This window comes from Rahnella sp. R3(2024), assembly GCF_042920125.1.
Taxonomy (GTDB): domain Bacteria; phylum Pseudomonadota; class Gammaproteobacteria; order Enterobacterales; family Enterobacteriaceae; genus Rahnella; species Rahnella rivi.
The window spans coordinates 438,541-464,458 of the sequence record NZ_JBHGBU010000002.1 but is presented as its reverse complement, the minus strand read 5'-3'; the positions used below and the strand labels follow the sequence as shown (position 1 = coordinate 464,458).

Here is a 25,918-nt window from a genome sequence, read left to right as displayed (position 1 = left end):
CGTGGTGATTGCAGTTTTATTGTCCCCCACCTGAGCATTAGTCAGATCAATACGCTTGCCCAGCGCCGTATCAGCGGTGGCGCGTGCGGTAGTTTCTGTGGCAATCGCCGTCTTATTACCGTTCGCAGTAGCGGTTACCGCTGAAATCTGCTGAGCCTGGTTAACATCATTCTGCTGGAGGATGTTGACCTGTGAGACAACCTGAGCGATTGAAGATGTGCTGCCGCCGGTTATGGCGTCTACCTTGCCTTGCAGCTCAGTGTTCACCTCATCAATGTGAGTATTGGTTGCATCAATTTTATCGTTGGCTGACGTGACAGCGTCATCCAGCTCTTTGACGCTATCCTCTACAGAATCGACCCGAGAAACCAACTGTTTGCCCAGTTCCGAGTTCAGCACTTCTTCGGCGATGTCGCCCAGTATCTCGGACACATCAACCGATGACGTCCCCATGACGAACTCAGTCCACTCCCCTGCGTTACCAATCCTGTCGACCAACCGGGCGCGGTACCAGCGGCGAACGCCTGCCGCCATCGGTCCGTGCTGATACGACGAACCCGGATAGGGAACCGTCACCAGTAATGTCGGGTTTTGATGGTCATCCGTGGTGGACTGCTGCAACTCGGTATAGGCGGTATCACCGCTGCCTGCAGGAAATGCCCAGGTCACGTTGATATTCCAGACGACGTTGTCGCTGGCGAGCAGATTTGTCGGCGTGCCGGGTTTACCCACTTTGCCGTTCAGCGTAGTCGAATCTGCGTATCCCCACGGAGAGGACACATCGACGGCGTTGATCGCCCGGACGCGCACGTCGTACACGCCCGCATAAATTCCCTGAACGGTAAAACCCTGCGCGCTGGTCTTACCTACGTTAACCCAGTCGCCGTTGTCTTTGCGCCACTGCGCGGTGTAATTGATCGCCCCTTCCACTTTGTCCCATGACGCCTGCAGCGACGCGACGGTAAGCCCCTGTGCGATGTGGTCAACTTCTGTGACCACGATATTTGCCGGTACCTTCATCACGTTGGTCGGCGTGACAGTGATCGGTGCTGAATCGACTTTCACCCCGTCATCGATGTAACGGTATTTATTCGGGTCGTGCTGCACGCCCGCAATCGTGAACGTGCCGTCGTCATTTGAAGAGATTGACGTGATACGAAAGTATTGAATCGCTAAGTTATCGCTGTCGATGGACCACACGGCGCCGCTCACCGGCGTCATGCGGTATGCGGTGATAACCGTGAACGTTTTCTTATCGGCGCTGACGCCGCTGATCGTCCGGGTTTGCGCCGTTCCATCGGGCAAATTCACTACCAGACGGTCGCCGATGCCGTAATCCGCTACCCGGTCAACGGTGATGTTTTTGCCGTTAACCGCACTGATGCGTCCGCCGTTGGCTTTCCCGGCTCTGAACGGGTCAGCGATGCCAATAATTTCTGCCGGCATGGGAATGTAACCGTCCAGCCCAACGCCAAAGGACACGGTGCCGTCTTTCGCATTGGACAGGATCACCCAGCGCCCGCGGCGGTGCGCCTCGCTCTGAGATGTGCAGCCAATGGCCGTCAGCTGGGTTTCATTCCAGTTATATCGTGCGACAAGATCAGGCTCATAAACGCTCTCGATCGTGTCAGAATAATGATTAATCGGATCTGACCAGCTGACCTGACAGGAAGAAAAGCGGTTTTTATAGGAGCCTCCGGCGTAAGTAAACATGCCGTCAACCACGTTTGAGCTGTGGTAGGTAAAATCCACGTCGTCCTGCGGAACGTCGGCGCGCACGAAAATCTGGTCGTTCCCCCAGAAGGTAATGCCCCGGAAGATGGCGGCCAGATCCCGCAACACGGTGTAGGCATCCTGCTGGCTCTGGATGAACACGTTGCAGGTAAAGCGTGGTTCTGTGCCACCGGCGCCGTCTGACACTGCCGCGTCGCAGTATTGCGCGATGCTGTACAGCTCCCATTTGTCGATGATGGTCGCGTCTACGCGGTTGCCCATGCCGTAAATTTCATCGAGCACCAGGTCGTAAAAAATCCACGCGGGGTTATTGCTGTAGGCGATTTTGAAATCACCCGACCATGTCCCGCTGTAGGTTCTGGTCACTGGGTCATAGGTGGTCGGTACCCGGATCAGTTTGCCCTTTGGCTTGCAGGTGGTTTTCGGCACGCTGCCGTTAAATTGGCTGGAGTCGAGCTCGACATAAAGCAGCGCTGTATTCGGATAGCGCAACTTACTGTCGATTACCTCAGCAAAGGAAAACACCTTGAAGGCGTTTATCAGCTTGGTTGAGGTTGAATCTGGGGTGATGCGGCGCACGCGGATTGTCCAGCCTGACGCCGAGTCAGGTAGATCGATGCGATGGTCACGCTGATATTCTGACGTTGTTTTTCCTTCAAACTTACCGTTGACGACCGTTTTATACGCCGCACCGTCGGTAGATAGGTCGATGGCATATTCCGTGACGGTGCCGACCATGTCGCCGTTGTCTTTGTACTGGTACTGAATCGGCAGGCTCAGCTTGATCCGGATAGCATCGAGTGTCAGGTTTGAGAATTGCCGGGTCCACGGCGTGGAGGCTTTTACCTCGATGCCCACCGAGGATTCGTTATCAATTTCAGGCATGCCCTGCAGGTAGGCCTGATCCTGCGTGCCTTTACGGTAATCCCACTTCACGCCGGTAAAATTATAGGTGCCGTCATCGTTCGCCAACGGGGTATCATTGAGGAAGATTTTCTGCGCGACCAGGTCACCCTGAATCTCACCTTCAGAGAGCGCGAGAACCATCTTAAGCTTCGCTTGCGACAAAAGATCATCGGCCTGCTCAACCGGCGTATGAGCACTCCCGCCACCGCCTTTAGCGCCTAGGAGAATAGTTTCGCCTTGAAGTAGTTGCATATGTCGCCCATAAAAAAACCGCCCCACGGCGGCTGTTAATAGATCACTGTTCGAATATCAGGATGTTAAAAATTTCATGATGGATATATGTTATAGATTGAAATCGAAATATTTATCCCGCGTAACATTCTCCAACTAAATAGCCTAAAATGAGGATAACCATGCCACTTGTTAATAGAAAAATTGAGCTTAACTGTAAGTTTGATAACCTAAAAGATGCTGAACTTGAGGTTGTGCAGCTCAAAATGGTAATTGGTTTACTTATTGCAAAAATGCCATTAGATCAAAGAGAAAATATTATTCTCGAACTTAATGGGTTCGGCTTGAATGAATTTTCCAAGCAATTTACTCAATTTGTTCTTGAGTAAATTTGCAAAAGATAGCTTCTTTGGGCTACACAATTATCCTCCTGAACCTGACTCCTAAACTAAACAGGCATTTTTATTGCTGATCGCTGGAGAAAATACCTGCGCTGATGATCGCACCGCCGATTTCACGCTGCCCGTAAAGTAGCGGCACGGGGTATCCCATTGCCACCGTATTAACCGGGGCGCCGAATGCGTAGTTTGCTTTGTTGTCAGAGTCAGACGAAGCCCCAACGTTAAAGCTGGGCTGTGGCGTGAGCATCTGCACCACGCCGCCGATGGTCATACTAAGACCAATACCCACCAGCGCTGTGGTTGTTGCCGCCGCCGTAGCCGCACTGATCCCGGCAAACGCCGCGAATGAGGCGCCAGCGGTAAAGAAGGCTGCCACCAAAGCAACAGCGCCAATCACAATCTGCAGCATGCCTGCCTGTTTCGCCCCTTCAATCACCGGCACCATTGTGTACTCGGTCGCCGCCGCGGACATGTCGAACTCCTCAAGCGAGATGTTGTTCTTGCCGCTGTAGAAAGCGAACTTCACCCCGTTGAGATGGGCGTTTGAAACGTACTTTTTGAAGCCCTTCACCTGGGAGCACATCGCGCGCAAAAACTCGTTGATGTCCGCCACGTGGAAACGGTGAACCCTGCCGAATTTCTTTCCGATTGCGCCTTTGAGCGTCATGGTCTTAAGCATTAACTAACTCCTTGCGACGGACGACGCGAACCGTCCGATCCCGGAAATATTTACCGTATGGAACGCGGGCAGAAAGGTTGCCAAACATGTGGTGAACCATGATGTTATCTCCAAGATAAATCGCCGCGTGATTGGTGACCGGTGCTTGAACCCGCATCATGATCATATCGCCAGGCTGCATGCTGCTGGCATCAATCTCGACGAACCCTTCAGCCTGCCAGTTATCGTCATAGAGATTTTCTTTCCCGTCGACCCACCACTCACGGTCAACTGAGTAATTTTTTACGGTAATGCCGTACTCCATCCGGTAGTAGTCCATGATGATCGACCAGCAGTCAGCATGGCCCAGAACCCAGCGGCGGCCAGCAAGCTCGCGATCGCCGCGCGGTGACAGCGTACAAAAATCACCGTCCGGCCACGACATGATCCCCCACTCCACGCCGGAGTGGTCGCACTGGATGCGGTCCATTTCTGACGGGACCAGATGCACCACATCGGGGTGTGAGTGGATCACCATGATGACTTCCCCGACCTTGGCCGCCGCCAGATAATCATCCGGCGACAGCATGAAGGTTTCAGCCGCGTTCTCGGCAATATTGCTACAGGGAATGAAACGCTGGCCGGTACCGGTTTCGACGATCAGCCCGCAGGCCTCGTTCGGATATTCAGCGGCCACGTGCGCCCGGATTTGGCTGATGAGTTTTTCACGCATAGTTATTTCCCCTGTAGATTGGCCGCCGGGAAGCCGCCAAAGGGTAGTGGGTTTTCGGTACCAAACCGCAACTTGCAATCCGACATCCGGCCGCCGCACACATCCAGCGCGGGATTGCTCGTGGGCGTGCCGTCTTTCAGAAAGTAATTGGTGCCGTTGTAATCGCAGCCGGTTCCCGTTCGATACCATCCACGCATGCACCAGGTGCACACCGGGGTTATCTGGCGGGTTGGCAGCTGCAGGCTTTGAACGTCGAACGGCGAACACAGTTCGAAGTCGACCTGAATCCGCGTCTCGGCTTTTTTGGCGTTGATGTAGTAAAGCTGAACGCGTTCATCAATCGGGCTGGCAGTCGGGTTGCCCGCTGTCCAGTTCGCGGCATCAAGATATTTGGCCAGCGTGGTGTGCACTTTGACTTTCGCCTTCACCATGTCGTCGTACTGCAGGCACAGCGCCGTGACGTAGTTGCCCACGTTACCCACCGAAAGCGTTGGCGTTGGCTGCGACCCCGTGCTGGATAGCTCCAGACCGGTTAACTCGTAGGGGTGCGGATCGTATTCATTACCCTGCCAAATGATTGAAGGCAGGTTGTCGGCGGCGAAAGACTTCCAGCCCGCGGAGTCTATGTTGTGCGCATGAAAGCGCAGCACGGTGTCGAAGCCAAACGCCGTCCCGTCGATTTCTATCAGCTGGATCAGCTGCCCCGGTTCAAGCGCCTGCACGTCCTGGGTAAAGCTCATGATATCTCCAAATAAAAAAGGCCACCCAAAGGCAGCCTCAGATAGTTGTGGTGGTTTTAAGGCGCAAACGCCTGCTCGAAAGTAAAACTCAGCGTCGCCTTGTCTCCCGCGGGAAAACTGACCGACACTGAATCAGACTTTACCCGCCAGAGGAGCCGTTCTCCCCAAGGAGTCGTCCACCAGAAGGATGAAATCACGTGGCTCAGGAGAAATTGACGGATCGCCGACGCCTCCGTTTTTTTACCCGTCCAGCTCAGATTCCACGTTTCAGCTTTGGCATTGATGCCGCTGGCGGCAACCTGCTTGTAACCGTCGCCGAACTGCGCTTGTAGCGTTCTGACAGTGTCGGTACCCTGGGCACTTTTCTGCGTTCGCCAGGTAAAGGTTTCTGTAGGCATCACTTCTCCCAAAATTACAGAATGCGTCATGCGGAATTATTTTTTATACAGCAGGCCGCCGGGAGCCATTTCCTTCCTGAGCCTGTCCGATATTGTCTGCTGAACAATGCCCTGCAGTTGTTTGGCCGTGTTTGCCGTATCGCTGCTGCTGACGTCATTCGATGAAGACTGCTCGCCGATGGTTACCGGGGCGTAAACGCTGATGTCGGTCGCGCCGAACCTGCCCGCCGCCCCGCGGGATCCCACATACCCACCCGTGGCGTAGCCCTTCATCAGGCGATAAAGATTAGCCACGCCCAGACGGCTGGTCGCCTCCTTTGTGAAAACGAACTCCCCGCCGTGAACGATGCCTTTGGGCTCATACTTACCGCCGTGCCCGGTGTAGCCGCCCACGTCAAACTCGCGGATATAGCCGCCGTTATAAGCCAGCTGCAAATTACTGTAGGCCCCTGATGAGAACGATGTGTTTGACGAAGAGGAGGAGGCGCTGCCGCTTATCCAACCCAACGCAGACTGGACGGTATAGGCGACGATTAGCCGGTTAATTATCTGAGCGATCATTTTTAAAATCGACGTTGAGAAATCCCGAAAGCTGGCTTTACCGGTGGTCGTCAGGCTTGTCAGGCTGTCAGCAAGGCCGTTGAATCCCGCCTGCGTCACCTGTTGCACCGAAGTGAATACATCGGTTGCAGATTCGGCGTATTCGGCCCAGCCCTGCTTCGCGCCCGCCACCCAGTTCGACCGCAGCGCGTCCTCTGCCGCATACGTTGCCTGCTGCTCCTGCAATACCCGTTTCTGAGCGTCCGGATTGAATGCATAGGTTTCCTGCAGACGCTGCAGCGTCGCGGCTCTTTCCGCCTGTTTTGATGAAACGCCATCCGCCTGAGAATCCAGCGCCGCGCGTTTTGCCGACTGCTGCAGAGCAAACTTATCGGCCTGATCGGAGAGCGCATTCAGGCGCTGCTGGGCCGCGACTTTATCCCCTATCGCCGCCAGCTGCCGTTTGTACTCCAGCGTTTCTTCTTTATGCGCCAGCAGTGACTTTTCCTGCGCGGACAGCTGGCGGGTGCTGGCCGCCTGCTCCAGCACCGTATACTGATTCTCCGTCTGCCACAGATCTTTGCGCTGCTGGCTGATAACGTCGTTCACGCTGGTGTGCTGCTGCAGGACTTTGAGCTGGGCCTGCAGGGTCATCAGCTCACCCTGCGCATTATCCGTCGCCTTGTCCCCCGCCGAGGTGGTGATCGCTTTCGCTTTGGGCGTTTTCGGATCTTTATATTTCTCTTCAATACCCTTTTTAATCTGGGCAATTTCATCGTCGCTCAGCGCCTGATTAAGCCGGCGGCGTTCGGCGATGTACTGATTAAGACGCTGGTACTCCTGCGTTCTTTGCTCTTCCTTGCTCTGACCCGCGTCTGAAATCGACTGGAAGTGCTGCTGATTCTGAAGCGAGCTGCGCTCAAGGTTTGACTGCTTCTGTTTTTCGTCGATTTTTCGCTGCTCGGCGTGAAGCTGCTCGGTCAGGGAGGAGACCATCTGACGTGCCTGATCGCGGGCGGTTTCCAGCCCAAACCGCTGCTGCCCCTGCGCGGCGGTGTTTCTCAGCCCTTTGTCCAACTCATACAGCCTGTCCGTGGCATCCGCGAGCTGTTTCTGAAGCGAGTCCGCCCGGCCTATATCCAGCAGGCGGTTCCACATGGATTTGAAAGAGTCGCCGACGTAGTCCGCCGCGGTTTCCAGCGCGCCCATGTTCTCTTTAATGTTGCCGGCCATGTCCTTGAAGCCGGCGGCGGCGGCTGTGTTGGCGTAGTTAAGCGCCTCGGTGTTTTTGCCTGAGTCCTGCAGGCTTTTCACGTAGTCCAGCTGCTGGGCGGTAACGTGACCATATTGCTCGGCCATCGCCCGCAGCCCGCTTTGCGCATCTGAGGTAATGCGGCCAAACGCCGCCGCCAAATCTTCTACTTTGGTGCCGGTGGCATCAGACAGGGTAGAAATGGAGGTGGCCACGCCCAGGAAGTTTTCCCCGAGATTGGCCCCCGCTTTGACTAACGCATTGAGCGCCGCGGTACCGGCGGTAAAGGAGTCGCCGCCCTGCGCAATCGCCTCGGCCATTACCAGCAGGTTGTTGGCAGTCTGCCCCGAGCGGTCACCGGTCATCACCAGCGATTTGTTAAATTCGCTGAGCACCCCCTGACCCTTTACAAACGAATAGGCCACGGCCACCATGGCAACGGCCAGCGCCACAAAGCCCAGGGTCGCCGGCGTGAGCAGGCCACGCACCTTCCCCAGATTTTCGGCGTTCTCCGCCAGCGCATTGGCATTCTCAGATAACGAATCTTCAGACTTTTCAGCCGAATCACTGACGCCAAAGAGCGCGGCCTGGATCGCACGGAAGAGGTTCGATACGCCGCCGAAGGAATCTTTAACCTGCCCGCCCTGCTGGAGCATGATAAGGAAGGGGCTTTGCCCACCGGCGAGCTGGGTCGCGATATCGGTAAACTGTGCGGGGAGGTTGCGCAGGGCGTTGTTGTACTGCCCCACGGATATCCCCACCCGTTTTGCCACCAGCTCCTGGCGGGAGAAGGACTGCTGAACCTGTGCGGACGTCTCAACGGCGGCGGCGCTCAGCCCGGTAAACTGCTTACGCACGTAGCCGAGCTGTTCATTGAATTTCGCGGCGTCAACGTCAAGATTAACGACCAGATCACCCACTGGCTGGGCCATAGCGCACTCCTCCTGGCAGGCTTTCTGCGATCGCCATTAGTTGTTCATCATCAGGTTCGTGATTTTCTTCCACGACCTTGGGTTTAAGCAGGCTAAAATGACCCGCGGTCAGTTCTGTTTCCCCGCACACCAGCGATAAAATATGGAGGCTAAGCGAGGCAAAGTGGGCATCAAGTAACGCCTCTTCGAAGTAATGGGTCTGATAGAACTGATGCCACTCCTCGAGCTCGCTGGAGGACATGTTTGAAAGCATGGTGCGCCAGTTGGGTCGTCTCAACTCGCGCGCCAGCTGCATAACAAAGCCCTTTTCACGGGTTAGCGCTTTTCCGCCGTCTCCTCTTCAGCGACGGACTCTGAGGGCGCAGCTTCCGTGGTGACCTCGCCCTGCTCCGGGTTCAGCATGCCGGACAGGATTTTGACCTGCGTATCCGCTTTGCCGATGGCCTCGACCGGCCAGGTGCTCATGACCTGCTGCTGCAGATCGTGAATATCCGGCTTTGGTGACTCACTGTGCCAGAGCGACATGGCAATGATCATCGCGCCGGCGCGGATATTGAGCTCGACCAGCGCGGACGTCAGAGTCTGATCATCAGGCTCATCTTTCGGCAGGGCCTTTTCCTGCCCCGCCAGATAATGCAGCAACTCAACGCGCTGCAGCGCCGAGAGCTCATAGAGCGTGGTTTTCGCCCCGTTAAACTCAAACAGTTCAGACTTTAAAAACATGCTCGCTCCGTTAGGCCGCCGTGACGGTCAGTTTACAGATGGCCACTTTCTGACCCTCATTGGTCATGATGATGATTTGCGCCGTGCCCGCTTTGACGCCTTTTGCCGTCACGTTTTTACCGGAGACGGTGATGGTGGCAACGGTCAGATCAGATGACGCCGCGCTGAAAGAACCGTTAGTCGCGCCGTCAGGCAACACCGTGACGCCGATGACGCTGCTCTGCCCGACCACGACGCTCGCGGCGGACGGGGTGACGGTGACGCCCGAGACCGGAACCGCGGCAGCCTGATTACTCTCCGCCAGCGCCGGCTTGCCGGTATTGGTGATTTTCACCGTGCGAGTGATCACCTCTTTTACCGGTACCGCTTTGCCCAGGCTGCTGATCCAGCCCCGGAAAACGTCCACGGCGGTGTTGGGGTAACGGATTTTGTACCCGCGCACCGCACCGTCGTAGAACCAGTTAACCAGATCCTGCTGGCCGCTTTCGCCCGGCTTCCAGGCCAGCGTAAAGGAGGTGTCACCCGACGATTTAGCGCCCTGCGCGGTGCCGTTCCAGTCGGCGTCGGCATCATCAAGATAGGTGTCATCGTAGGATTCCGCCGTCATTTCACCCGGCGTCAGCTCCTTGATTTTTGCCAGCCGCGTCCAGTCCTGATCCGATAACGGATTGGCATAGGGATCGCCGCTGCCGGTGTAAATCCAAAGCGTGGTGCCCGCACCTTTGGTCGGTTCGAGTTGTGTGGTCATAGATTCCTCACATTAAGTAAGTCAGGGTGTAACGCAGGTCAGCAGAGCCCCACGTCGACATTTCATCATCGCGCTGGTAGTCGTAGCCCTCCGGCGTGATGTTTTCGATAAGGTCTGAAAGTGCCGGGATGTCGCCTACCACCGGATAAATATGCTGCTCCATCCACCGGTCGAGCTCGGTGTCGGGGCTCACCGCCTTGAGAAAAACCTCGACGTGAAGCGTTGCCCGCCATTCGTCTTCATCAAGTGTTTCCCCGGTAGGTTCAGCGCCCGAAAGATAGACGGCGACGGCGGGCAGGTCTTCGGCGGTCAAAAAGCTCGGGCGACCGTCATACCAGGTCACGGAGGGGGCGGTCACCGAAAGCTTGAGCGCGTCCAGCACGGCGTTGCGGATTTTCGGGTGCTTAATCATCGTTTAACGATAAGCCTCAGTTGATTTTTCAGGGCCGCCGCCATCTCTTTAGGCATATCGCTTTGCATCAGGCGGTTTGTCTCCACCGTATAGGCGTTGGTTAGCGGCGTCGTCAGGGGGATTTTCACCACGTCAATCGGGTACCGGCTTTTCCCCGAGCGCTGGAGAACGTGCCAGCGTCCGTTGGCAAGCTGCTGAATAAAGGCGTCGCGGAAGGTGAAGCGCCCGATTTTCAGCACGCTGCCCTGCCCGCGCACGTTGCCCTTACGCCGGGAGATACGCATTTGCGCGGCCCCGAGCTTGATGGCGGGCAGGTTGCCCCGGTTGATTTTTAACGTGGCGACAGGCCGGTTCATCGTGGCCTTTTTCAGCTTTGCGCGTTGCATGACCAGCTTTCTCGGCACCTTCGTTTCCTTCGATACCGACGAACTGCTCCGGCTGATCGCCCGCCCCACCACCCGGTTCACGGCCTGCGCCGAGGCGCGGGGAACGGCGGTCTTACTGATGTTGTTAAGATTACTGATCGCCTGTTCAAGCCCTTTGATGGTCATGTGCTCCCCTTTATTCCAGCCAGATTTGCGGCTTTCCGTTAAACACCTGATGGCGGGTGACGATGTAACTTTCGCCCTGATACATCACCTGATCGTTACGGTGAGGCCGGTAAGCGGCAGAAAAAATCACCACGGACAGGCCGTCACCGCTGACCGGCCCCATTTCGGGCAAAAAGTGGCTTTCAACGCCGGTAAGCACGGCGCCGTTAATCACCACGTCTCGCCCAAAGCGCGCGACGGTGGTGGCATCCATCCGCGCCGCCAGCGCATCGAACGGGTTAGGCATTGATTTTGACTTCAACGACGGTCGAACCTGCACCGGCCTGTTCCCACGCGATCCCCGCCGCCACGGCATCCGCCGCCGCCAGCTGGATTTCACCGTCCGCGATATACACTTTTGTCCCCGCCGGAATGGCGTCGGCGGAGACTTTCGGCAGCAGGAATACCCCTTCCGCCATGCCCGTACCGGTTTCATTCGGGGCAATATCCACCAGTGAGACAACGAGCAGGGAACCCAGCACCACGGGGGCGCCGCTCTCAATCACCGCCTGACCGGTATTGGTAATGGAAATGGTCTGCCCTTCCTGCACAAAATTCTTAGCCATAACAAAGCTCCATACGCCCCGCGAAGGGCGAATTTTAGGTATAAAAAAAGCCCTGACGGGCGTGAAGGTAACGCGGGGAAATGTTACTGGCCGCTGGACTTGACCAGGCCGCGGTAATCCAGCGGCGCCACGCCGGCGTCGATGCGCACTTTCGTCGCGATGCCGTCGGTATTGAAGCCTTCCTGCTGGTCGATGTACGGCAGCTCGACCCCGTTCAGGTAAGCCACCTCGATGGTGTCCATGCCCTGCGCCGCCGCCAGATACCAGGCTTTCGCGCTGTTGTCATCGAGGCGTGGCTCACCGATAACCGTCGCAAAGTTCTGGATCGGGTTGATGATGCCGGCGTTCACGTCGGCCCCTTTCACGCTGGCTGATTTGATCGTCTGGTTGGCGACCGTCTCAAGCGAGGTCGGCACCAGCAGGAAGGCCGGGCGAATGTTCAGTGTGCGCCCGGTGGTCGGCTCTTTCTGTACGCGCATCAGCTGGCGGCCGGCGTCCAGATTGGTCACGTCAATGGCGCCGGAGGCCAGGTTTTTGTGATCGCTGCTGAACAACGCCTTGCCGTCGGATAACTTCGGGTTGCCGGTGAGCACGGCGTAGACCAGATCGCCGATTGTGGCCTTCGCCGCGCGCCCCATTTTCATCGGCACGTCGGTCAGCTGGTTCAGATCGTCATTGATGATGGCCTGACGGGTAATGGAGAAGATTTCACCGTAGGTGGCCAGCGCGATGGTTTCGCTGTTATCTGCGGTGGTCACGTATTTGTACTCCGCCCCTTCGCGCACCTTACGCAAAGACGGGAAGCCGCCCATGCCGACGCGGTGCGCCGTTTTAAAGTCGGAGAGCTGCCCTTTCTTCGTCCAGGCTTCGAAGGTCTCTTCCGACTCTTCCCAGCCCTGCAGCAGGGACTTATTCGCCACGTCCAGCAGGATATTGCCGAAGTCGGAGGTGCTGTGGGTCAGGGAAAGGCCGACCATCTGCATCGGGTTGAACGCCCCCACGCTGACGCCGCGTTCGGTCAGCGACATGCGCGCATATTCGCGCAGCGTCATGCCGTTGTAGACGTTGTCGTTTTGGCGGTCCTCATAGCCCGCGCGCGCCATCAGTGCCTGACGAATGCCGTCGCCGGTAAAGTTACCGTTCCCTGCGTAGATGTGTGCATTGCCGCCGTTTTTATTCGACGGACTGGCGTCTTTGCCCAGCATGACCAGCAGTTGGTCCTTGGCCTGCTCGACCGTGCAGTCGATGTCTTCGATGCACGTCGCCTGCAATTCCTGATGGCGGCCGCCGAACATCGCGAACAGGTCTTTGATCCCCGTGACACGCTGTTTCTGTGCCGCAATCACCTGATTACGAATGGTATTTTCATCCAGCGCGGCGGGGGCAGGAACAACCGGTGCAGCGAGCGGATTCTGCGGCGCCGGCGGGTTCTGGGTAGTCGCTTTCGGCTTAGTGATCATGTTTTTCAGTGCGTTTGGCATAGCGTCGAATTCCTCGATACGTTTTGAATTAATGCGGGCCATCGCCTGCACCGCGGTAGAGATCTGGTCGGCAAAACCGTGCTCAAGGCATTCCTGAGCGGTCATCCACGTTTCCTCACCCAGCATCAGGGAAAGTTCGTCGGAGGTTTTACCGGTTTTTTTGGCATAGGACGGGATCAGCACGGCCTCGACCTTGTCCAGCAGGTCGGCATAGTCGCGCATGTCGTTGGCGTCGCCGCCGGTGATCCCCCAGGGTTTGTGGATCATCATCATGGCATTTTCAGGCATGATGATGGGGTTCCCCACCATCGCAATCACCGACGCCATCGAGGCGGCAAGGCCGTCGATATACACGGTTTTGCTGGCCGTATGGCTGTTGAGCAGGTTGTAAATGGCAATGCCGTCAAAGACGTCACCGCCCGGTGAATGGATGTGCAGGTTGATATGGTCGAGGTCGCCCAGCGCTTTCATGCTGCTGGCAAACTGGCGGGCCGTCACGCCCCAGTAACCAATCTCGTCGTAAATATAAATATCGGCGGTCTTGTCACCGCTGGCCTTCATGCGGAACCAGCTTTTATCGCCCGCCGAGGCTTTGGGTGACACACTCAGTTTATTTCTTGGATTCTTGCGCACTGGCTTCCCCTTTTTCGTTTGCCGGATCCGTGTCGAAGACCAGATCTAACGCTTTATTTTCGTCGACTTCCGCCTTGCGGCGGCGTTTTACATCGCCCGGATTGGCGCCGCGCGCCCGGATCCAGTCACCTTCCGTTGCCGCCCCGCCGCGCAAAAGTACGCGCCACGAATTGGCCTCTTTCATTGGGTCAATCCACGGCATGACCGGTCCGCTGTACACGGCGTTAAACAGCGTCGCCGTGTCCACGTCGGGGGGCACGTTGATCACCCCCGCGGTGATGGCCATCTGCAACCAGCTGCGGTACATCGGACGGGTCACGGCGGCGATAAACGCATCCTGAAGAATGCCGTACCCTTCAAAGGACTCGACCAGCTCCTGACGCTGGGAGCTGTAGGTGCCGTTATAGTTGCGGGATATGCTGGAAAAGCTGCTGCGGCTGCCGGCGGCCACCGCCCTGAGCTGACCGTTGCGGAAACTCTCAAGGTTAGGATTGGGCCGGTCTGATTTAATCATCCCAATCTCTTCACCCGGCGCCAGTTCATCGAAAAGCATGCCGGGTTCGATGTTGAGCTCACGGGGACCTTTGTCATTACCTTCGTCGCTGTATGTCTGGCCGTCGCCTTTTTTCACGTACATGCCCAGCGCGGCGGCAATGCGGGCGGCGGTCAGTTCTGAATCCTCGTACTCTTTCAGCGCACTCAGACGGATAAGGATGCCGGAGAGCAGGCTGTTGCCGCGGACCTGATGAAGACGGCGCATGAATTTCAGGTGCATCATGCCGTCTGCGGCGATTTCTTTGGTGTTGCCCAGCGCCACGCCGGAGGTCACCAGATTCTTATACACGACGTACTTTGTCGGGCATCCCCAGCTGTTGAGATAAATGCCCTGGCAAATTCCCCTGCCGGTATCGCTCATCTCAAGCGGGATGTAATCCGGCTCCAGCGCCTCGACCCAGAAGGGGATGTTGGCCGTAGGCGTCAGTCCGGGTGCAGCACCCCGAACCATTTGCCCGAAAACCTCGCCGTCGCGCAGCCAGGTTCGCGCCATCAGACGCTCAAGGACCGGGCGGGTAAACTGCCCGGTAACGTCGGGAGAAATAGACCACTCCGCCCACGCAGCACGTATTTGTTTGGACAGGTCATCGGCCACCAGCCCCGTTTTCAGGATAGGCTGGGGATCAACAACGATGCCCCGCGCGCCGACGATGCGCTCTTCCAGCTTGTCCAGCAGGCCGATCACCAGGTCGTGATTATTGTCCAGCCAGCGCGCCTGCTCGCGGATCGAACGTCCGGCGAACTGGGTAAGCTGGTTGGCATTGCGGTTTTCGCGCTTCCCCCGGTGCGTGCGCGTCGGTAATGCCGCCTCGTAGGCGTTTACCGCCACGCGTGAACGCAGGCGGGATGCCTTCCAGCCGGGTGAAAACAGGCCAATTGCGTCATCAATCAGGCTCATCGCGGGAACCTCGCCAGCCGGTACTGCGGTCGCCCGCGCTGTGACGCCAGCAGCGTGCTGAGACGCCGCTCCCAGACGTTTCGCCCCTTCTGGATTTCGCTCAGGTTCTCCATCGTCATGGACTGCCCGTTGAACGTGATGGATTTCCCCTGCAGAACGGCGCGCTCGGCGGTCATATACTGCTGGATCATGTCTTCAATATCGGCCTGATTCATACCCAGCCTCCTGATGTCGATGGCGCCCAGGCAGAAGGTTTATCCTCTGCCCGGGCGCGGGTTGTTTTCGGTTTTGGATGATTACTGCGGGCGTGCAAGGCTGGCGGTTCTGACTGCGTGCCGGGTGTGGGGTGCGCAATGGGCTGCGCCCACGAAGGCGGTTTTACCCAGTTTATTCGCTCATACCCGCGCAATATCACCAGAGCATGGGCATAGACCATCAGGTCGAACGCCTCGTTTGCCCCCTTGCCCGGCTTAGTCCACTTGCCGTCAGCGCCCCGTTCTTCGTAGGTCAGTTCGTCATAGAACCACTCCCCCAGCCAGTCAGGAAAGTGGACGTAGTTAGCCCCCGGCGTATCGCGCTGAAGGGCGTTACTGATCCGGTCTTTGAGCATGTTGGTCTGCAGAAGGTAAAGCGGCACGTCACCGCGGGCCTCCGCCCGGCGGTTTGGGCGGTCGGTATTGTCCGGCAGTGACTTGGTGATCAGCTTGCTGCGGGTGGTGCTGTCGCCTTTGAAGAGATAAACGCGCTTGTGCACGCCATCGCGGCGGCATTGGCGCCAGAACTCATAGGCATTGCCGGTGACACCGTCTTCACCGCCGGAGTCGACGGCCATCGCCAGCACGGGCAGAGAAACGCCCGGATTGCTGTTGAGTGGCCACTGCTTATCCAGCACGTCCGTGCGCAGCAAATCCCAGTCTTCCAGATAGCCAGCCGGGTCAATCGGCAGGCTTTCGCCGTTCGGCCCCGTGCGCATCGACTGTTTAATGTTGTATCGGTCAACGACCCAACGCTCACCGTGGGCGCCATAGCCGATCACCTGCACAACGAACCGCCGGTTGCGTCCGCCCTGTACGTCAACGGTCGCCACCAGAAAACGCACCCCGTCAGGCACGGTGCGCTTGGTCACGGTCGAGGCGCGCGCCATGAGGGTTTCGGATTTGCGCTGCTCAACGCTGGACTGAGGGATATAAGGCAGACCCCAGTCAGTATTGATTACCGCTTTAAGGGTTTCTTCACTGCCGTTCGCCTCGTAGTCCTGCTGAGCGGACAGCAACTTGTAGACCAGCTGCGAAAGCGTTTGGTACGCCGCGGCGGGTCCCTCCATCCAGAATGACGCAATGCGCGATCGTCTGGCCGTTCCCGTGACAGTGCCATGACAGTCAATCTGTTCACCATCGCGCAGCCAGACACCTTTCTGATTAAGTGCGCGTTTCTGCCCTGCAGTGATTTTTCCCCGGCAATGCGGACACTCTATGAATGCCGCCTCGCTAGCGACCACAGGGTCGGCAATATTCTGATAACCCTGCACCACGTCTTTCGCGGGCTGGAAGTGTTCGCCGCAGTGCGGACAAGGCCAGTACCAACGTCGGCGATCGCCACGGTTATATAAAGAAAGAATGCCGGTGGTCGGCGGCGCCTCATGCAGCGAACTGCGGCGCCATTTGGTATCACGAATATCGCGACCCGGTGAGCTCTCCACCAGCGTCATGCCCGAAGACATAAATGTCGTCGTACGTTTTGAGGCCAGCGTAAAAGCGTCCCCCTCACCGTCAATATCTTCGGGGAATCGGTCATAGTCCGTCAGTGCGACGCACTTATAATCGGACGAGGACATAATATTAATAGAGGGCCAGCCGATTTTGAGGTAGTTCCCTGCCCGGAATGTCCGGTCGTATACGTTGTTATCATTACGGCGCGGGCTCAGGCGTTTAGCCACTTCAGGGCTGCTGCGAAAGGTCCGGTCAAGGCGCTTTTTGCTGTGCTCACGCGCCTTCTCTTCCGTCATCTGGATAAGCAACATATCCGAAGGGTCACAGACAACGTTGTAAACAATCCAGCCGTCGATCAGACCGATGGTTTTACCTGTTCGGGACGGACCGACGAAGATCACGGCGTCGTACTCGCGGGATGCCAGGCAGTTCATGGGGTCGACAACATACGGTGCCAGATTCGGATCCCAGGGAACGGAGTTTCCCGCCCCCATTGGCACGCGCATATATTGGCTGACCGCATCGGCAACCAGCATGCGCCGCGGTGCGCGAAGAATGCCCGGTACATCTCTCCGGATGCCACGCGCTGAAGCCCGCTTTGCCATCAGTCCTCCTCAGACGTGTCCTCCTCCGGTTCTGCATCAGTGACCTTCTGCGCAATCTGGTCACGCAGATCATCAATAATATTTTGTATACGCATCACGGCGGCCGGCGGTAACGCGCAATCTCGCTCGAGAACGTCCGGCAACGTTTCCAGCACCTGAACCACGGCTTTCGCCATCACTGAAAACTCTCTTGCCACATCATCTGCAGGAATGAGCTGCCCCATGCTTTGTTCAAAGGTCAGACGCTCATTCTCGGCTTTCCAGTGCGCCAGCCGATCGGACGGCGTCATTTCTGCCACGTCGCCAGAAACCGTCGGGATCATCAATTCGGTTAACACATCGGTGACGGAAAATAATTTCAGTTTCGCGTTACTGCCCGGTGCGGGATCGACGTTTTTCAGGCGCGCCGCGACCGTCTGCCGATGCACACCGGTGATCCCTGCAAGCTGGTTGATGTTCAGTTTGAGCGAGGCGATTTCTTGGTCCATGATGGTGAACACTTTTTAAACGATTCGACATCTTTGCAATTTCGCATACTGCAAAATCAATAACCTGCGCAGATGATGATGATGACACTAGATCGCGAAAACTAGCCGTTTTCCGCGAGTCCGCCGCCCCGTGGAGAGGCCCCCTGCTGGGAGTACCTTTTAATGCTAATGATTAAAAATGCAACTATATCGTAATGCGCCATTTAATCCGGAATTATGAGTAGTTGAGTTTAATACTCATTATTGCTTGCTGTTAGATCATCCTGAATTTGTTAAGACTTTTCTCCGGAAAATAAAAAACCGCCCGGAGGCGGCTTACATTCGTGCTATTTTCGGCCGAGCAGGACCTTTAGCCTTACAATTTCAGTTTCAAGTTCAACTATTGCGTCTAATGCGACATCGACTAAAGAACTGACAGGCTTACCTTTATATAAATCTGATGAGCATAGCCTACCATGAGAAGCGTTCAGTAAAATTGTATGTGCGTCGTTATCTGCCATGACTTAATTCCCTCTCAGGTCCAAGCATTTAATTACATGCTAATGAATAACACTACATAAGATTCATTAGGATTATGCAATCAGCGAAGCACTGAATTGAAAAAACAAGATGGGGCATTTCTCACTGCGATGCACATACTTAATCGACCTTAACCTTCCTATGAGAGGAATAACATTCATGTTGAAATCACGTATATTGTACCTGATACTGGTCATACCCACTTGGGGTTAACCTTCTGGTAATTATAATGATTCATACAGCTCATTTTTTATGTCCAGTTAATCCGAGCACAGTCTGTAGCCTTCAGAACAGTTGCTTATCAGCACTGGCGCAAGGTGCGACGCAAATAAATTTACACATATCCAGTTCAGGGGGGGACGTAACCTCAGGATTCACAGCTTACAACTTTATAAAAACCCTCCCTATACCTGTTCACTGCTTCAACATCAGCAATATCGATTCAATAGCTAATGCAATTTTCCTTGCTGGGTCACGTCGCTTTGCTAATCATGGCGCGAGATTTCTTTTACATCCTTTCCAATGGCAATTCGGAGGGATGCAAAGTGTCGATCATGAAAGAATGCGAGAATGGGTTTCAAGTTTAGACCACGATCTCGACCGTTTGGTCTCTTTGTTTAACGAAGAAACTATCGGAGCAACTATGCTCTGCGACTGGCGGGAGTTTATCAGAACATCCACTATTCTCAACCCTGAACGAGCTGCCGCACTGGGACTTATCGAAGGTGTACAAGAGGCCACTATCGCTAATCCCAACGCAACTTGGTGGATCAATTGTTAACATATTAGCTTTTATCCTTTCCACCCGATTGCATTAAATTACAGTCGGGTATTTAACTTATTATTTATGTACCCAATTTATCTTTCAACTTAATAAAACTGTCCATTAGCAAACAATATCCTGTCAATCAGTATGATATCGCTTCTGAGCTTCAGCGGCATAGCCCTGAAGGTATTGGATCACTTGTTACTCGTGCTGGTTGACTGCAATATTGAGAACTCATAGCTCAACTATTGTAATTTTCTAAGGACTTTAAGCATTTTGTGCTCTATTGTTAGGATATCCTTTCAACAGAGTGAAAACCTATGGAATGGAAAGTTGTAGACAGAATCTTTTCAACGGCAGAAAACCTGCAGATTTTAAAAGTGACTGCACCAGGAAATCTGAAGTTCTCAATCTGGGTTAAATCTAATCTCGAAGTGCCACTTTGTTGCATGCTAACGCCTGTGATCGATGGATATATTGCCAACCATGACAAAGGCCATTTTGTTGCTATCCAAAAAGTTGTGCCATTTAGCATCAATCAGTGGGAGCACCTTAAATCAGCCCAACAACCAACCCAGTCGGTCAATGAGGATGAAGTTGTTATCTAGGAAGTTTCTCCAGACAATTAAGGTTTGCATTGTTTTGCAACTTGCTCGACATAGCCTTGGAGATATTCAATCACTTCGTTGTCTTTGATGGCGCTGGCTCGGAGATCGAGAACAGCCCGTCCACCAGCGCCAGAGAGTTCGACTTGTGCTGCATCGCCCAGGCCGCCGGTTCCGGTAGTGCTGTTCCCGACGAGCTCGCAGGTGGCAAGGTTTGCTGCCGCGATCCGCACCCGGCGAGTGCCAGCAGCGACATCAGCACGCAACCGGTCATTTTTGGCCTGTTCATCGGCTAATTCCTTCGTGTGTTTGGCATCCAGCGCCGCCAGCGCGGTTTGTGCCGCTTCGGTTCGCTTCTTCTGCTTAGTCAGGTCAATCACGGCCTGATCACTGAATTTCTTCAGCTCTGCGGTGTGGAATTCATTCAACTTTGATACGTCAGCGTCCCAGCGTATTCCTTCAATCCACCAGGTCAGCGCCCCGCCAGCTACGAAGGCCAGCACGATCGATAAATTGTTATTCATCCAGCCCCCAGCAGGTCAGTTCGCTTTCTTGATCACGCCTGATGACCTGACCAGCGCAGTTGTTCGCCCAAATTCGGCAATCTTTCCCACCGTCCCAGATCCAGCGTTTAATCTCTGCGCAAGCACCAAGGCGGTCACCGGCGTTAATTTTTCGGTAGAACGTAGAAGGGAAGCATTTGCTCGGCCCGATGTTCCAAGGACAGAACGAGGCGATCCCTACCTTCTGGGGAGGAGTAAGCGGAACGTGAATGTTTTTATCAACCCACGCCAGCGCTTTGGCCTGCTCGGCTTTGTCGATAGCATCGCACTGTGACGGCGTTAGCTTCATGCCTTTAAGTACAGGCTTGCCATTCACATACGTCACGCCGCCGCAGATTGTCCAGATGCCACCTTGATCAGGGTAGGCAATGAGGCTTGTGCCTTCTTTCTCATCCTGAAATTGACCCATCAGAGCCGGGGCCGAGGCGCCAGCAGCAATCAGCGCCAGCATTGCTGTACTGAGCTTTGTCTTAAGCTTTGCCAAATCAGACCTCGTTGGTTTTCTGTGCGAGATCATTCACCAGCTGTACCGTTGCTGATGGGTTTTTGGCATCAACCTTATCGGCGATTTCTTGGAGTATCCGGGTGCGCTTCATCTGTTCGCGACGATTCAGGAAATACGTCAAAGCAGTAAAGAGCGCCCCGATCAGCACGCCAGCGATAAAGCCCCAATCCTGAAGGGATAAGCTTGCAAAGAAGGCCGTAATTCCAGCACCACCGTATGTAGCGTTACTGTATTTTTCGTCCATTTTCATAGTCTCCCCCTCCGGTTTGCCGGTTGGGTGCGTAGTCGAGGGTAATTTAGCGGCGCAGTCCTTTTGCGAAAGGATGAGTGGTTAGCTGATTGACTGGCCGCCAAAACGAGAAAAGGCCGCCAATTTTGCAGCCTTACGTAAGTCATTTATATTGACGTTCATAATCTATATATGGATATCAAATGAAGAAAATTATCTTTGTGGCACTAATGATAGCCAGCTTCTCATGCGCGGCTGCCTATGAAAATTGCAGAGTGGCTAACGGATCTGTAATGAGCTGTGCCGGCTGGGCTCAGTCAGGCTCTGAACCAGTGCTACAAGCTGATGGCTCTTATCACGAATGCACTATAAGTAATGGGCAAGTAACCAGTTGCAGAGGATGGTATCAGGGATCAGCCGCCATTATGCGAGAGGGTAGCTACCGCAGTTGTTCGATATCAAACGGACAAGTAATGAGTTGCGGTACCTGGTATCAGGGTGAGGCAATCATCGGACGGTGAAACGAACAAACCTTATCGCTGTTGGTGTCCTCACAACGGAATTGAGGGCATAAAAAAGCCACGCAAAAGCGCAGCCCTAAATTTTTTGCCACTTTTCGCAGTGGCCGCGCTCATGCCCTTGAGTCTATGTCGCTCCTCGCCGCTAATAACCGGTGCTCGCTTGGCGTTCGAGATGCTCTACCGGTATGCCTTTTTCGTTATTAACCCTCACCAGCGCATATTGCAGTTCGGATCTGCATCTGGCTCCCACTATGGGGACTCGGAGTAGCGTCACTACTGCTGCGTTGGCTGATGCCTGCGGTCTATCCATTTACTGGTGTATTTCTAACCTTAAGAAAGCAAAAAACGCATTTCTTCGAGGTTTTGTATTGATTTTCAATATTTCAATGTCTTACGGCTATTTCATCCATTTTTTCACTAATATGTTCGTCAGGCGTCTCTGAGGTGTCAATAATGTTGAAATGGGGCACGGCACCATGTGCAAGCTTTAGGTCTATGGGGTGAACGCCTTCCGCATACCCACCAAAAGATGCCAACATAAATAGCCAAACGAACCAAACCCTTCTCTTCACAGCGCCTCCAATGATTTAAATATCAAGAGAAATCTATATTAGAGGGCATAACGTAATGAAGTGTCTCCTTTATCTAAAGTTGATGATGAGTTTGTTTCGGCAGGCTTGCATTCTTGTTGAATATAACCATATGAGGCATTACAGCAGATTTTTCCGGCAACGCTCGTGCGAATGTGCTTTCCAGACACTCCGGGTTATCCCATCTTCGCAGACTGAAAAGCATTGTTTGATCGTTGCAGTGCCGGGTGCCTCCCGGTGAACCGTTGGTAAGCTAACCGTGGTCCGCTGTCTTCACTACAAGGGCTCAGCTATTAGCCCTACCGCTTAGGTAGGATTCACCGCAACGACATAAACTTATCATATGTGCCGATAAGACTAAAACAGCGTTGAATTCTTAGACTGTACTAATAGTCTCTGGCTGATACCGGCTCGGGTATTAATAAACTCCTTATCGCTTTTGCTGTCCTCACAACCGAATTGATGGCAATAAAAAATCCCGTATGCAGACAGTCTTCCGAAAGTTCTATAATACTATGAAGTTACTGAACTCATGAGCTGCGACCACTCTTCTATCTGAGGACGATAAATGAATTTAGCCTCATCGGGTTCGAAAAGGCTTGGACCTTTAACTATGCATGCTATGCAGGGAAACTGCTCAGGCATCTGAGCTAATAGCTCCCGCTCAAGTAAGTTGGGATCAAATAACGGACTCAACCCTTCATCTAAACGCAGAAAATCATGTGTCATCCACAATTTGTATTCGAGTTCGTTTTTTAACAGTTTCATAGCCCCTCCTTTTTTTCTAAAAAGGATAGCAATGATTCTGCCAAACGGTAATTAATTGACACATTTTTAACAGGTCACCTGCGGCAGCCGTTGGGCACTTGACTTTTCTAGTCCAAGATACCGAATAGCCTGGCCCACTCTACAACCTGAGAACGGTAGACAAATTGCAAAGCTTCAGGCTCTAAAGGGCTTGGACCTTTTACTACGAAAACAATGCATGGAAATTGATCTGGCATCTGATGCAAAAGTTCTCTTTCTAACTCATCGGGCTCGAAAACGGATGGGTATTTCTCATCAAGATGAAAGTAATCTTTCTCCATCCATTGTCTATATTCAAACTCAGTATTTAGTAGCTTCATGCAAATCACCCCACGCTAATGTCTATGAACAGGATAGCAGGCATCAGGCTACTGAACGATGATTTAGATCCACACTCTCGCAGTGTTAGATTGAGTAACGGGCATTGGTAAACCCCTTATCACTGTTATTGTCCTCCGCGAATAGTGGGCATAAAAAAGCCCAGACAATGCCGGGGCTGTAATGTGTTATGAGGTATTCGACTGTTCAGGGAATACTTCTCCCAACGTCTGGTTATACCGTTCCTCTTCGAGTTCCACGCCCAGCGCGAAACGTCCCAGGTTGATGGCTTCTTTTATCGTGGAACCTGATCCCATGAAAAAATCAGCCACTACATCACCCGGTCGGCTGCTGGCGTTGATGATGTCTCTCATCATCTCCGCTGGCTTTTCGCATGGGTGTTTTCCAGGATAATAAGGAACTGACTTATACGTCCATACGTCTGTAAACGGTACGAGACTCGTCACTGTGAAATGCCGTCGCAATTGCTTTAGCTCATCCACCAGATCCGTATAACGTCGGGATAATGAATGATATTCAACTACCAACTGATGATGAGGAAATTCCAGCTCTTGCCGCGCATGCTTTTCGCGGGCTACGCGATCAAATAAGCCTTGAAGCGCCAGATAGTCTTTCTCACTGGGTAATTGCCACTGGCTCTCGCTGAACCAATGCGAAGCCATTTGCTTACCAGTTGCCTGATGAATTTCTTTAGCACTGATCCCCAACGCTTTGCGGGCATCACTAAAATAATCAACCAGAGGCTTGAGTGTATTTTTTACGTTGTTCCTTGCACTGCGTGGAATAACTTGATGCCTTACCTCTATAAGGCCCGCTGTAATGCTCAGCGAAGAGGATCCGCTCAGTGGCTGGGAAATACGACCTCAAGTCTTCTTTGTGCTGCCTGTTCCATGGCCCGGAAGGTTTAGCCCAGATGATGTGGTTCAGAATCTTGAAACGCTCACGCATCAGTAACTCAGTGTCAGCAGCCAAACGCGAACCGCAAAAGACGTACAGGCTGCCAGATGGCTTTAGTACGCGCCAGAACTCCGCAAACATCTCGTCAAGCCATGCCAGATAAGCTGACTCGTCAGGCCATTGATTGTCCCATTTACATGATTTAACCCTGAAGTACGGAGGATCCGTGGCTATCAGGTCAATGCAGTTATCAGGTAAGGTTTTGATGTATTGGAGTGAGTCAGCACAAATAATATTTATACTGTTTAAATTCACAGTGTTTTTCATGGATCAGAGACGCCCTTTTTGATAGGCTCCATTTGCTGTGTGCACATCAGCAATGGGCCTAGGTTCGCTCGTGACCAACTAACGGGCGAATGGCGTTCACGATGTTATCAGCATCATGTACGCCGCCCATTCCACAAACAAATAAGCCCCGGCAAATGCCGGGGCTTTTCTTTGGAATAAAAAAGGCCGCCAACTGGCAGCCATTAATACGAGAAAACCGCATGAGGCGGGCTTGGGTTTACATTCGGCTGAGCGCTGAGAGTGTGAAGGGGATCGATAGTGCGTATCGTTTACCCAGCGCTCATGCGAATATATTTTTCAAATTTAAGGAGTATTCAGATAATTCTCCTTTGTCGGAAGACTCCGATCGAACTAAGTAAGCTCCCCCCAAGTCATTCACTTATTTCATTTTGCAAAGCCTCGCCAGATAAGAGTATCAACCACATTCGACTGAGCGCTGAAACGGTGCGGTCACAACGTGATGTTGATGAAATCCCAACGCTCATGCGAAAGCACTTTCCAACCACTCCGGGTTATCCCTTCTTCGCAGATTGAAAAGCATTGTTTGGAGCGGGCAGTGGGAATCGAACCCACATCATCAGCTTGGAAGGCTGAGGTAATAGCCATTATACGATGCCCGCAAATTTTGCGGCCGACACTTAAGCCTAGGACCTATATCAATAAAATTGCTACATGGTCCATCGGCCTGACTTACTGAGCTAAAGAGCCTAGTGGCGCATTCTATACACCTGAAAATACACGCACAATACTTAAGGCAAACTTTAGGATAGTCCTCAGTCTTTTCTAAATAAAAAACCGCTGGAGCGAGACTCTGTGATTCCCTAAGCTTTGAGACTAAGTGACCACTCTTAACAAGTTACAAGAGTTTTTGCGTAGCGCACTAGAACTATTTTAAGCGACTTCAGCTACCCTGATTTTCTGAGTGTAAGCGTCCATCTCCAGCACCGCGCCGGTCATCGCCAGACAGCCATCGATAAACCCTTCAGCTACCTGCAACTGTTGTCGAATTAGCCCCTCGCTAACTTTTCGCATCTTCGCTATTTTTCGTTTCGACAGGCCACTGCGATAATGAAGCATGATCAGGTCCACCTCTTCCGGTTTCCGAACTGCGGCCAGGCGCCCCACAGCGGCATCCACAATCAGGCCATCATTATCACAGCAAGATTCTACCTTGCTGGATTCGGCGGGAAGCAGGCCTTTGAAACCAGCGGCAATCGGTGACCAACTCACGCCAGAGTTATCTCGAGCCCACACACCGTAACGAGCCAGTACCAGTTGAATATCACGCATTATTCT

At 53.8% G+C, this 25,918-nt stretch carries 26 protein-coding genes, 1 tRNA gene and 2 pseudogenes; 3 read left to right on the top strand and 26 right to left on the bottom strand.

The window, feature by feature from the left end; translation table 11 throughout:
* Positions 1-369 precede the first annotated feature (369 nt).
* Positions 370-2,892, bottom strand: a pseudogene (locus tag ABSH60_RS22595) (host specificity protein J); the annotation flags it as partial.
* Between the two features lie 161 nt (positions 2,893-3,053).
* Between ABSH60_RS22595 and ABSH60_RS22590 the strand changes: the two are divergent.
* Positions 3,054-3,260: a hypothetical protein gene (locus ABSH60_RS22590; protein ID WP_183850934.1), complete on the top strand. Its 207-nt coding sequence runs from the start codon at positions 3,054-3,056 to the stop codon at positions 3,258-3,260.
* Between the two features lie 73 nt (positions 3,261-3,333).
* On the opposite strand, the gene ABSH60_RS22585 is transcribed toward ABSH60_RS22590, so the two are convergent.
* The 17 genes from ABSH60_RS22585 to ABSH60_RS22505 form a co-directional block, all read right to left on the bottom strand.
* Positions 3,334-3,951 (bottom strand): tail assembly protein, encoded by a 618-nt coding sequence (locus ABSH60_RS22585; RefSeq protein WP_056769676.1) that lies wholly within the window; start codon positions 3,949-3,951, stop codon positions 3,334-3,336.
* Entirely contained in the window at positions 3,944-4,663 is a 720-nt protein-coding gene (locus ABSH60_RS22580; RefSeq protein WP_390976290.1) for an NlpC/P60 family protein, read from the bottom strand. The genes ABSH60_RS22585 and ABSH60_RS22580 overlap by 8 nt, the downstream gene beginning before the upstream one ends.
* A gap of 2 nt (positions 4,664-4,665) precedes the next feature.
* Positions 4,666-5,403 carry a phage minor tail protein L gene (locus tag ABSH60_RS22575; protein WP_390976288.1) on the bottom strand — a complete coding sequence of 246 codons (738 nt, stop codon included), beginning with the start codon at positions 5,401-5,403 and terminating at the stop codon, positions 4,666-4,668.
* Between the two features lie 56 nt (positions 5,404-5,459).
* Positions 5,460-5,801, bottom strand: coding sequence for a phage tail protein (locus tag ABSH60_RS22570; RefSeq protein ID WP_217203772.1), 342 nt, complete (start codon positions 5,799-5,801; stop codon positions 5,460-5,462).
* 36 nt (positions 5,802-5,837) lie between these two features.
* Positions 5,838-8,525 carry a phage tail tape measure protein gene (locus ABSH60_RS22565; RefSeq protein WP_390976286.1) on the bottom strand — a complete coding sequence of 896 codons (2,688 nt, stop codon included), beginning with the start codon at positions 8,523-8,525 and terminating at the stop codon, positions 5,838-5,840.
* Positions 8,506-8,820: a phage tail assembly protein T gene (locus ABSH60_RS22560; RefSeq protein ID WP_112166094.1), complete on the bottom strand. Its 315-nt coding sequence runs from the start codon at positions 8,818-8,820 to the stop codon at positions 8,506-8,508. Before ABSH60_RS22560 ends, ABSH60_RS22565 begins: the two co-directional genes overlap by 20 nt.
* A 20-nt stretch (positions 8,821-8,840) precedes the next feature.
* On the bottom strand, positions 8,841-9,248 hold the full coding sequence (gpG, locus tag ABSH60_RS22555; RefSeq protein ID WP_390976284.1) for a phage tail assembly chaperone G: 408 nt from the start codon (positions 9,246-9,248) through the stop codon (positions 8,841-8,843).
* 10 nt (positions 9,249-9,258) lie between these two features.
* The gene (locus tag ABSH60_RS22550) at positions 9,259-9,996 is read right to left on the bottom strand and encodes a phage tail tube protein (protein WP_390976282.1); all 738 of its coding nucleotides are present in this window, start codon (positions 9,994-9,996) and stop codon (positions 9,259-9,261) included.
* Positions 9,997-10,003: 7 nt separating this feature from the next.
* Positions 10,004-10,408 (bottom strand): phage minor tail U family protein, encoded by a 405-nt coding sequence (locus ABSH60_RS22545; RefSeq protein ID WP_112166089.1) that lies wholly within the window; start codon positions 10,406-10,408, stop codon positions 10,004-10,006.
* Positions 10,405-10,959 (bottom strand): phage tail protein, encoded by a 555-nt coding sequence (locus ABSH60_RS22540; RefSeq protein ID WP_390976280.1) that lies wholly within the window; start codon positions 10,957-10,959, stop codon positions 10,405-10,407. Before ABSH60_RS22540 ends, ABSH60_RS22545 begins: the two co-directional genes overlap by 4 nt.
* 10 nt (positions 10,960-10,969) lie before the next feature.
* Entirely contained in the window at positions 10,970-11,245 is a 276-nt protein-coding gene (locus tag ABSH60_RS22535) for a DNA breaking-rejoining protein (RefSeq protein WP_112166085.1), read from the bottom strand.
* Complete coding sequence (locus ABSH60_RS22530) at positions 11,238-11,564, bottom strand: DUF2190 family protein (RefSeq protein WP_133822246.1); 327 nt, start codon at positions 11,562-11,564, stop codon at positions 11,238-11,240. Before ABSH60_RS22530 ends, ABSH60_RS22535 begins: the two co-directional genes overlap by 8 nt.
* 83 nt (positions 11,565-11,647) lie before the next feature.
* Positions 11,648-13,606, bottom strand: a complete 1,959-nt coding sequence (locus tag ABSH60_RS22525; protein ID WP_390976472.1) for a ClpP-like prohead protease/major capsid protein fusion protein — start codon at positions 13,604-13,606, stop codon at positions 11,648-11,650.
* 49 nt (positions 13,607-13,655) lie between these two features.
* The gene (locus ABSH60_RS22520; protein ID WP_390976277.1) at positions 13,656-15,131 is read right to left on the bottom strand and encodes a phage portal protein; all 1,476 of its coding nucleotides are present in this window, start codon (positions 15,129-15,131) and stop codon (positions 13,656-13,658) included.
* Positions 15,128-15,346, bottom strand: a complete 219-nt coding sequence (locus ABSH60_RS22515) for a hypothetical protein (RefSeq protein ID WP_112166080.1) — start codon at positions 15,344-15,346, stop codon at positions 15,128-15,130. Before ABSH60_RS22515 ends, ABSH60_RS22520 begins: the two co-directional genes overlap by 4 nt.
* Positions 15,343-17,445 carry a terminase gpA endonuclease subunit gene (locus ABSH60_RS22510; RefSeq protein WP_390976275.1) on the bottom strand — a complete coding sequence of 701 codons (2,103 nt, stop codon included), beginning with the start codon at positions 17,443-17,445 and terminating at the stop codon, positions 15,343-15,345. The genes ABSH60_RS22515 and ABSH60_RS22510 overlap by 4 nt, the downstream gene beginning before the upstream one ends.
* Positions 17,445-17,933, bottom strand: a complete 489-nt coding sequence (locus tag ABSH60_RS22505) for a DUF1441 family protein (protein WP_390976273.1) — start codon at positions 17,931-17,933, stop codon at positions 17,445-17,447. The genes ABSH60_RS22510 and ABSH60_RS22505 overlap by 1 nt, the downstream gene beginning before the upstream one ends.
* 748 nt (positions 17,934-18,681) lie before the next feature.
* Here ABSH60_RS22505 and ABSH60_RS22500 point away from each other — a divergent pair.
* Both ABSH60_RS22500 and ABSH60_RS22495 read left to right on the top strand, forming a co-directional pair.
* On the top strand, positions 18,682-19,233 hold the full coding sequence (locus tag ABSH60_RS22500; RefSeq protein WP_217203779.1) for an ATP-dependent Clp protease proteolytic subunit: 552 nt from the start codon (positions 18,682-18,684) through the stop codon (positions 19,231-19,233).
* A 305-nt stretch (positions 19,234-19,538) separates the two neighbouring features.
* A complete protein-coding gene (locus ABSH60_RS22495) occupies positions 19,539-19,826 on the top strand; it encodes a hypothetical protein (protein ID WP_217203780.1) in 288 nt (95 codons plus the stop codon).
* Between the two features lie 17 nt (positions 19,827-19,843).
* On the opposite strand, the gene ABSH60_RS22490 is transcribed toward ABSH60_RS22495, so the two are convergent.
* From ABSH60_RS22490 to ABSH60_RS22455, 8 genes and pseudogenes are all read right to left on the bottom strand, one after another.
* The gene (locus tag ABSH60_RS22490; RefSeq protein ID WP_217203781.1) at positions 19,844-20,347 is read right to left on the bottom strand and encodes a lysis protein; all 504 of its coding nucleotides are present in this window, start codon (positions 20,345-20,347) and stop codon (positions 19,844-19,846) included.
* Positions 20,340-20,837, bottom strand: a complete 498-nt coding sequence (locus tag ABSH60_RS22485) for a lysozyme (RefSeq protein ID WP_217203808.1) — start codon at positions 20,835-20,837, stop codon at positions 20,340-20,342. Before ABSH60_RS22485 ends, ABSH60_RS22490 begins: the two co-directional genes overlap by 8 nt.
* Before the next feature lie 34 nt (positions 20,838-20,871).
* Positions 20,872-21,141 carry an HP1 family phage holin gene (locus ABSH60_RS22480; protein ID WP_112166068.1) on the bottom strand — a complete coding sequence of 90 codons (270 nt, stop codon included), beginning with the start codon at positions 21,139-21,141 and terminating at the stop codon, positions 20,872-20,874.
* A gap of 1,603 nt (positions 21,142-22,744) precedes the next feature.
* Positions 22,745-22,999: a hypothetical protein gene (locus tag ABSH60_RS22475; protein WP_183850893.1), complete on the bottom strand. Its 255-nt coding sequence runs from the start codon at positions 22,997-22,999 to the stop codon at positions 22,745-22,747.
* A gap of 107 nt (positions 23,000-23,106) precedes the next feature.
* On the bottom strand, positions 23,107-23,358 hold the full coding sequence (locus ABSH60_RS22470) for a hypothetical protein (RefSeq protein WP_217203783.1): 252 nt from the start codon (positions 23,356-23,358) through the stop codon (positions 23,107-23,109).
* 186 nt (positions 23,359-23,544) lie between these two features.
* A pseudogene (locus ABSH60_RS22465) lies at positions 23,545-24,601 on the bottom strand (DNA-methyltransferase).
* 566 nt (positions 24,602-25,167) lie between these two features.
* Positions 25,168-25,242, bottom strand: a tRNA-Gly gene (locus ABSH60_RS22460).
* 271 nt (positions 25,243-25,513) lie between these two features.
* Positions 25,514-25,912: an antiterminator Q family protein gene (locus ABSH60_RS22455; protein WP_390976269.1), complete on the bottom strand. Its 399-nt coding sequence runs from the start codon at positions 25,910-25,912 to the stop codon at positions 25,514-25,516.
* Positions 25,913-25,918 lie beyond the last annotated feature (6 nt).

Bases quoted from the DNA above. Each gene is read 5' to 3' on its own strand.
- ABSH60_RS22530 (WP_133822246.1), bottom strand. From the start codon at position 11,564: ATGGCTAAGAATTTTGTGCAGGAAGGGCAGACCATTTCCATTACCAAT.
- ABSH60_RS22515 (WP_112166080.1), bottom strand. From the start codon at position 15,346: ATGAATCAGGCCGATATTGAAGACATGATCCAGCAGTATATGACCGCC.
- ABSH60_RS22455 (WP_390976269.1), bottom strand. From the start codon at position 25,912: ATGCGTGATATTCAACTGGTACTGGCTCGTTACGGTGTGTGGGCTCGA.
- ABSH60_RS22505 (WP_390976273.1), bottom strand. From the start codon at position 17,933: ATGGACCAAGAAATCGCCTCGCTCAAACTGAACATCAACCAGCTTGCA.
- ABSH60_RS22575 (WP_390976288.1), bottom strand. From the start codon at position 5,403: ATGAGCTTTACCCAGGACGTGCAGGCGCTTGAACCGGGGCAGCTGATC.
- ABSH60_RS22550 (WP_390976282.1), bottom strand. From the start codon at position 9,996: ATGACCACACAACTCGAACCGACCAAAGGTGCGGGCACCACGCTTTGG.
- ABSH60_RS22545 (WP_112166089.1), bottom strand. From the start codon at position 10,408: ATGATTAAGCACCCGAAAATCCGCAACGCCGTGCTGGACGCGCTCAAG.
- ABSH60_RS22570 (WP_217203772.1), bottom strand. From the start codon at position 5,801: ATGCCTACAGAAACCTTTACCTGGCGAACGCAGAAAAGTGCCCAGGGT.
- ABSH60_RS22520 (WP_390976277.1), bottom strand. From the start codon at position 15,131: ATGAGCCTGATTGATGACGCAATTGGCCTGTTTTCACCCGGCTGGAAG.
- ABSH60_RS22510 (WP_390976275.1), bottom strand. From the start codon at position 17,445: ATGGCAAAGCGGGCTTCAGCGCGTGGCATCCGGAGAGATGTACCGGGC.
- ABSH60_RS22560 (WP_112166094.1), bottom strand. From the start codon at position 8,820: ATGCAGCTGGCGCGCGAGTTGAGACGACCCAACTGGCGCACCATGCTT.
- ABSH60_RS22480 (WP_112166068.1), bottom strand. From the start codon at position 21,141: ATGAAAATGGACGAAAAATACAGTAACGCTACATACGGTGGTGCTGGA.
- gpG (WP_390976284.1), bottom strand. From the start codon at position 9,248: ATGTTTTTAAAGTCTGAACTGTTTGAGTTTAACGGGGCGAAAACCACG.
- ABSH60_RS22540 (WP_390976280.1), bottom strand. From the start codon at position 10,959: ATGACCATCAAAGGGCTTGAACAGGCGATCAGTAATCTTAACAACATC.
- ABSH60_RS22525 (WP_390976472.1), bottom strand. From the start codon at position 13,606: ATGAAGGCCAGCGGTGACAAGACCGCCGATATTTATATTTACGACGAG.
- ABSH60_RS22470 (WP_217203783.1), bottom strand. From the start codon at position 23,358: ATGAAGCTACTAAATACTGAGTTTGAATATAGACAATGGATGGAGAAA.
- ABSH60_RS22535 (WP_112166085.1), bottom strand. From the start codon at position 11,245: ATGCCTAACCCGTTCGATGCGCTGGCGGCGCGGATGGATGCCACCACC.
- ABSH60_RS22580 (WP_390976290.1), bottom strand. From the start codon at position 4,663: ATGCGTGAAAAACTCATCAGCCAAATCCGGGCGCACGTGGCCGCTGAA.
- ABSH60_RS22500 (WP_217203779.1), top strand. From the start codon at position 18,682: ATGATTCATACAGCTCATTTTTTATGTCCAGTTAATCCGAGCACAGTC.
- ABSH60_RS22485 (WP_217203808.1), bottom strand. From the start codon at position 20,837: ATGCTGGCGCTGATTGCTGCTGGCGCCTCGGCCCCGGCTCTGATGGGT.
- ABSH60_RS22490 (WP_217203781.1), bottom strand. From the start codon at position 20,347: ATGAATAACAATTTATCGATCGTGCTGGCCTTCGTAGCTGGCGGGGCG.
- ABSH60_RS22475 (WP_183850893.1), bottom strand. From the start codon at position 22,999: ATGAAACTGTTAAAAAACGAACTCGAATACAAATTGTGGATGACACAT.
- ABSH60_RS22585 (WP_056769676.1), bottom strand. From the start codon at position 3,951: ATGCTTAAGACCATGACGCTCAAAGGCGCAATCGGAAAGAAATTCGGC.
- ABSH60_RS22565 (WP_390976286.1), bottom strand. From the start codon at position 8,525: ATGGCCCAGCCAGTGGGTGATCTGGTCGTTAATCTTGACGTTGACGCC.
- ABSH60_RS22590 (WP_183850934.1), top strand. From the start codon at position 3,054: ATGCCACTTGTTAATAGAAAAATTGAGCTTAACTGTAAGTTTGATAAC.
- ABSH60_RS22495 (WP_217203780.1), top strand. From the start codon at position 19,539: ATGGAATGGAAAGTTGTAGACAGAATCTTTTCAACGGCAGAAAACCTG.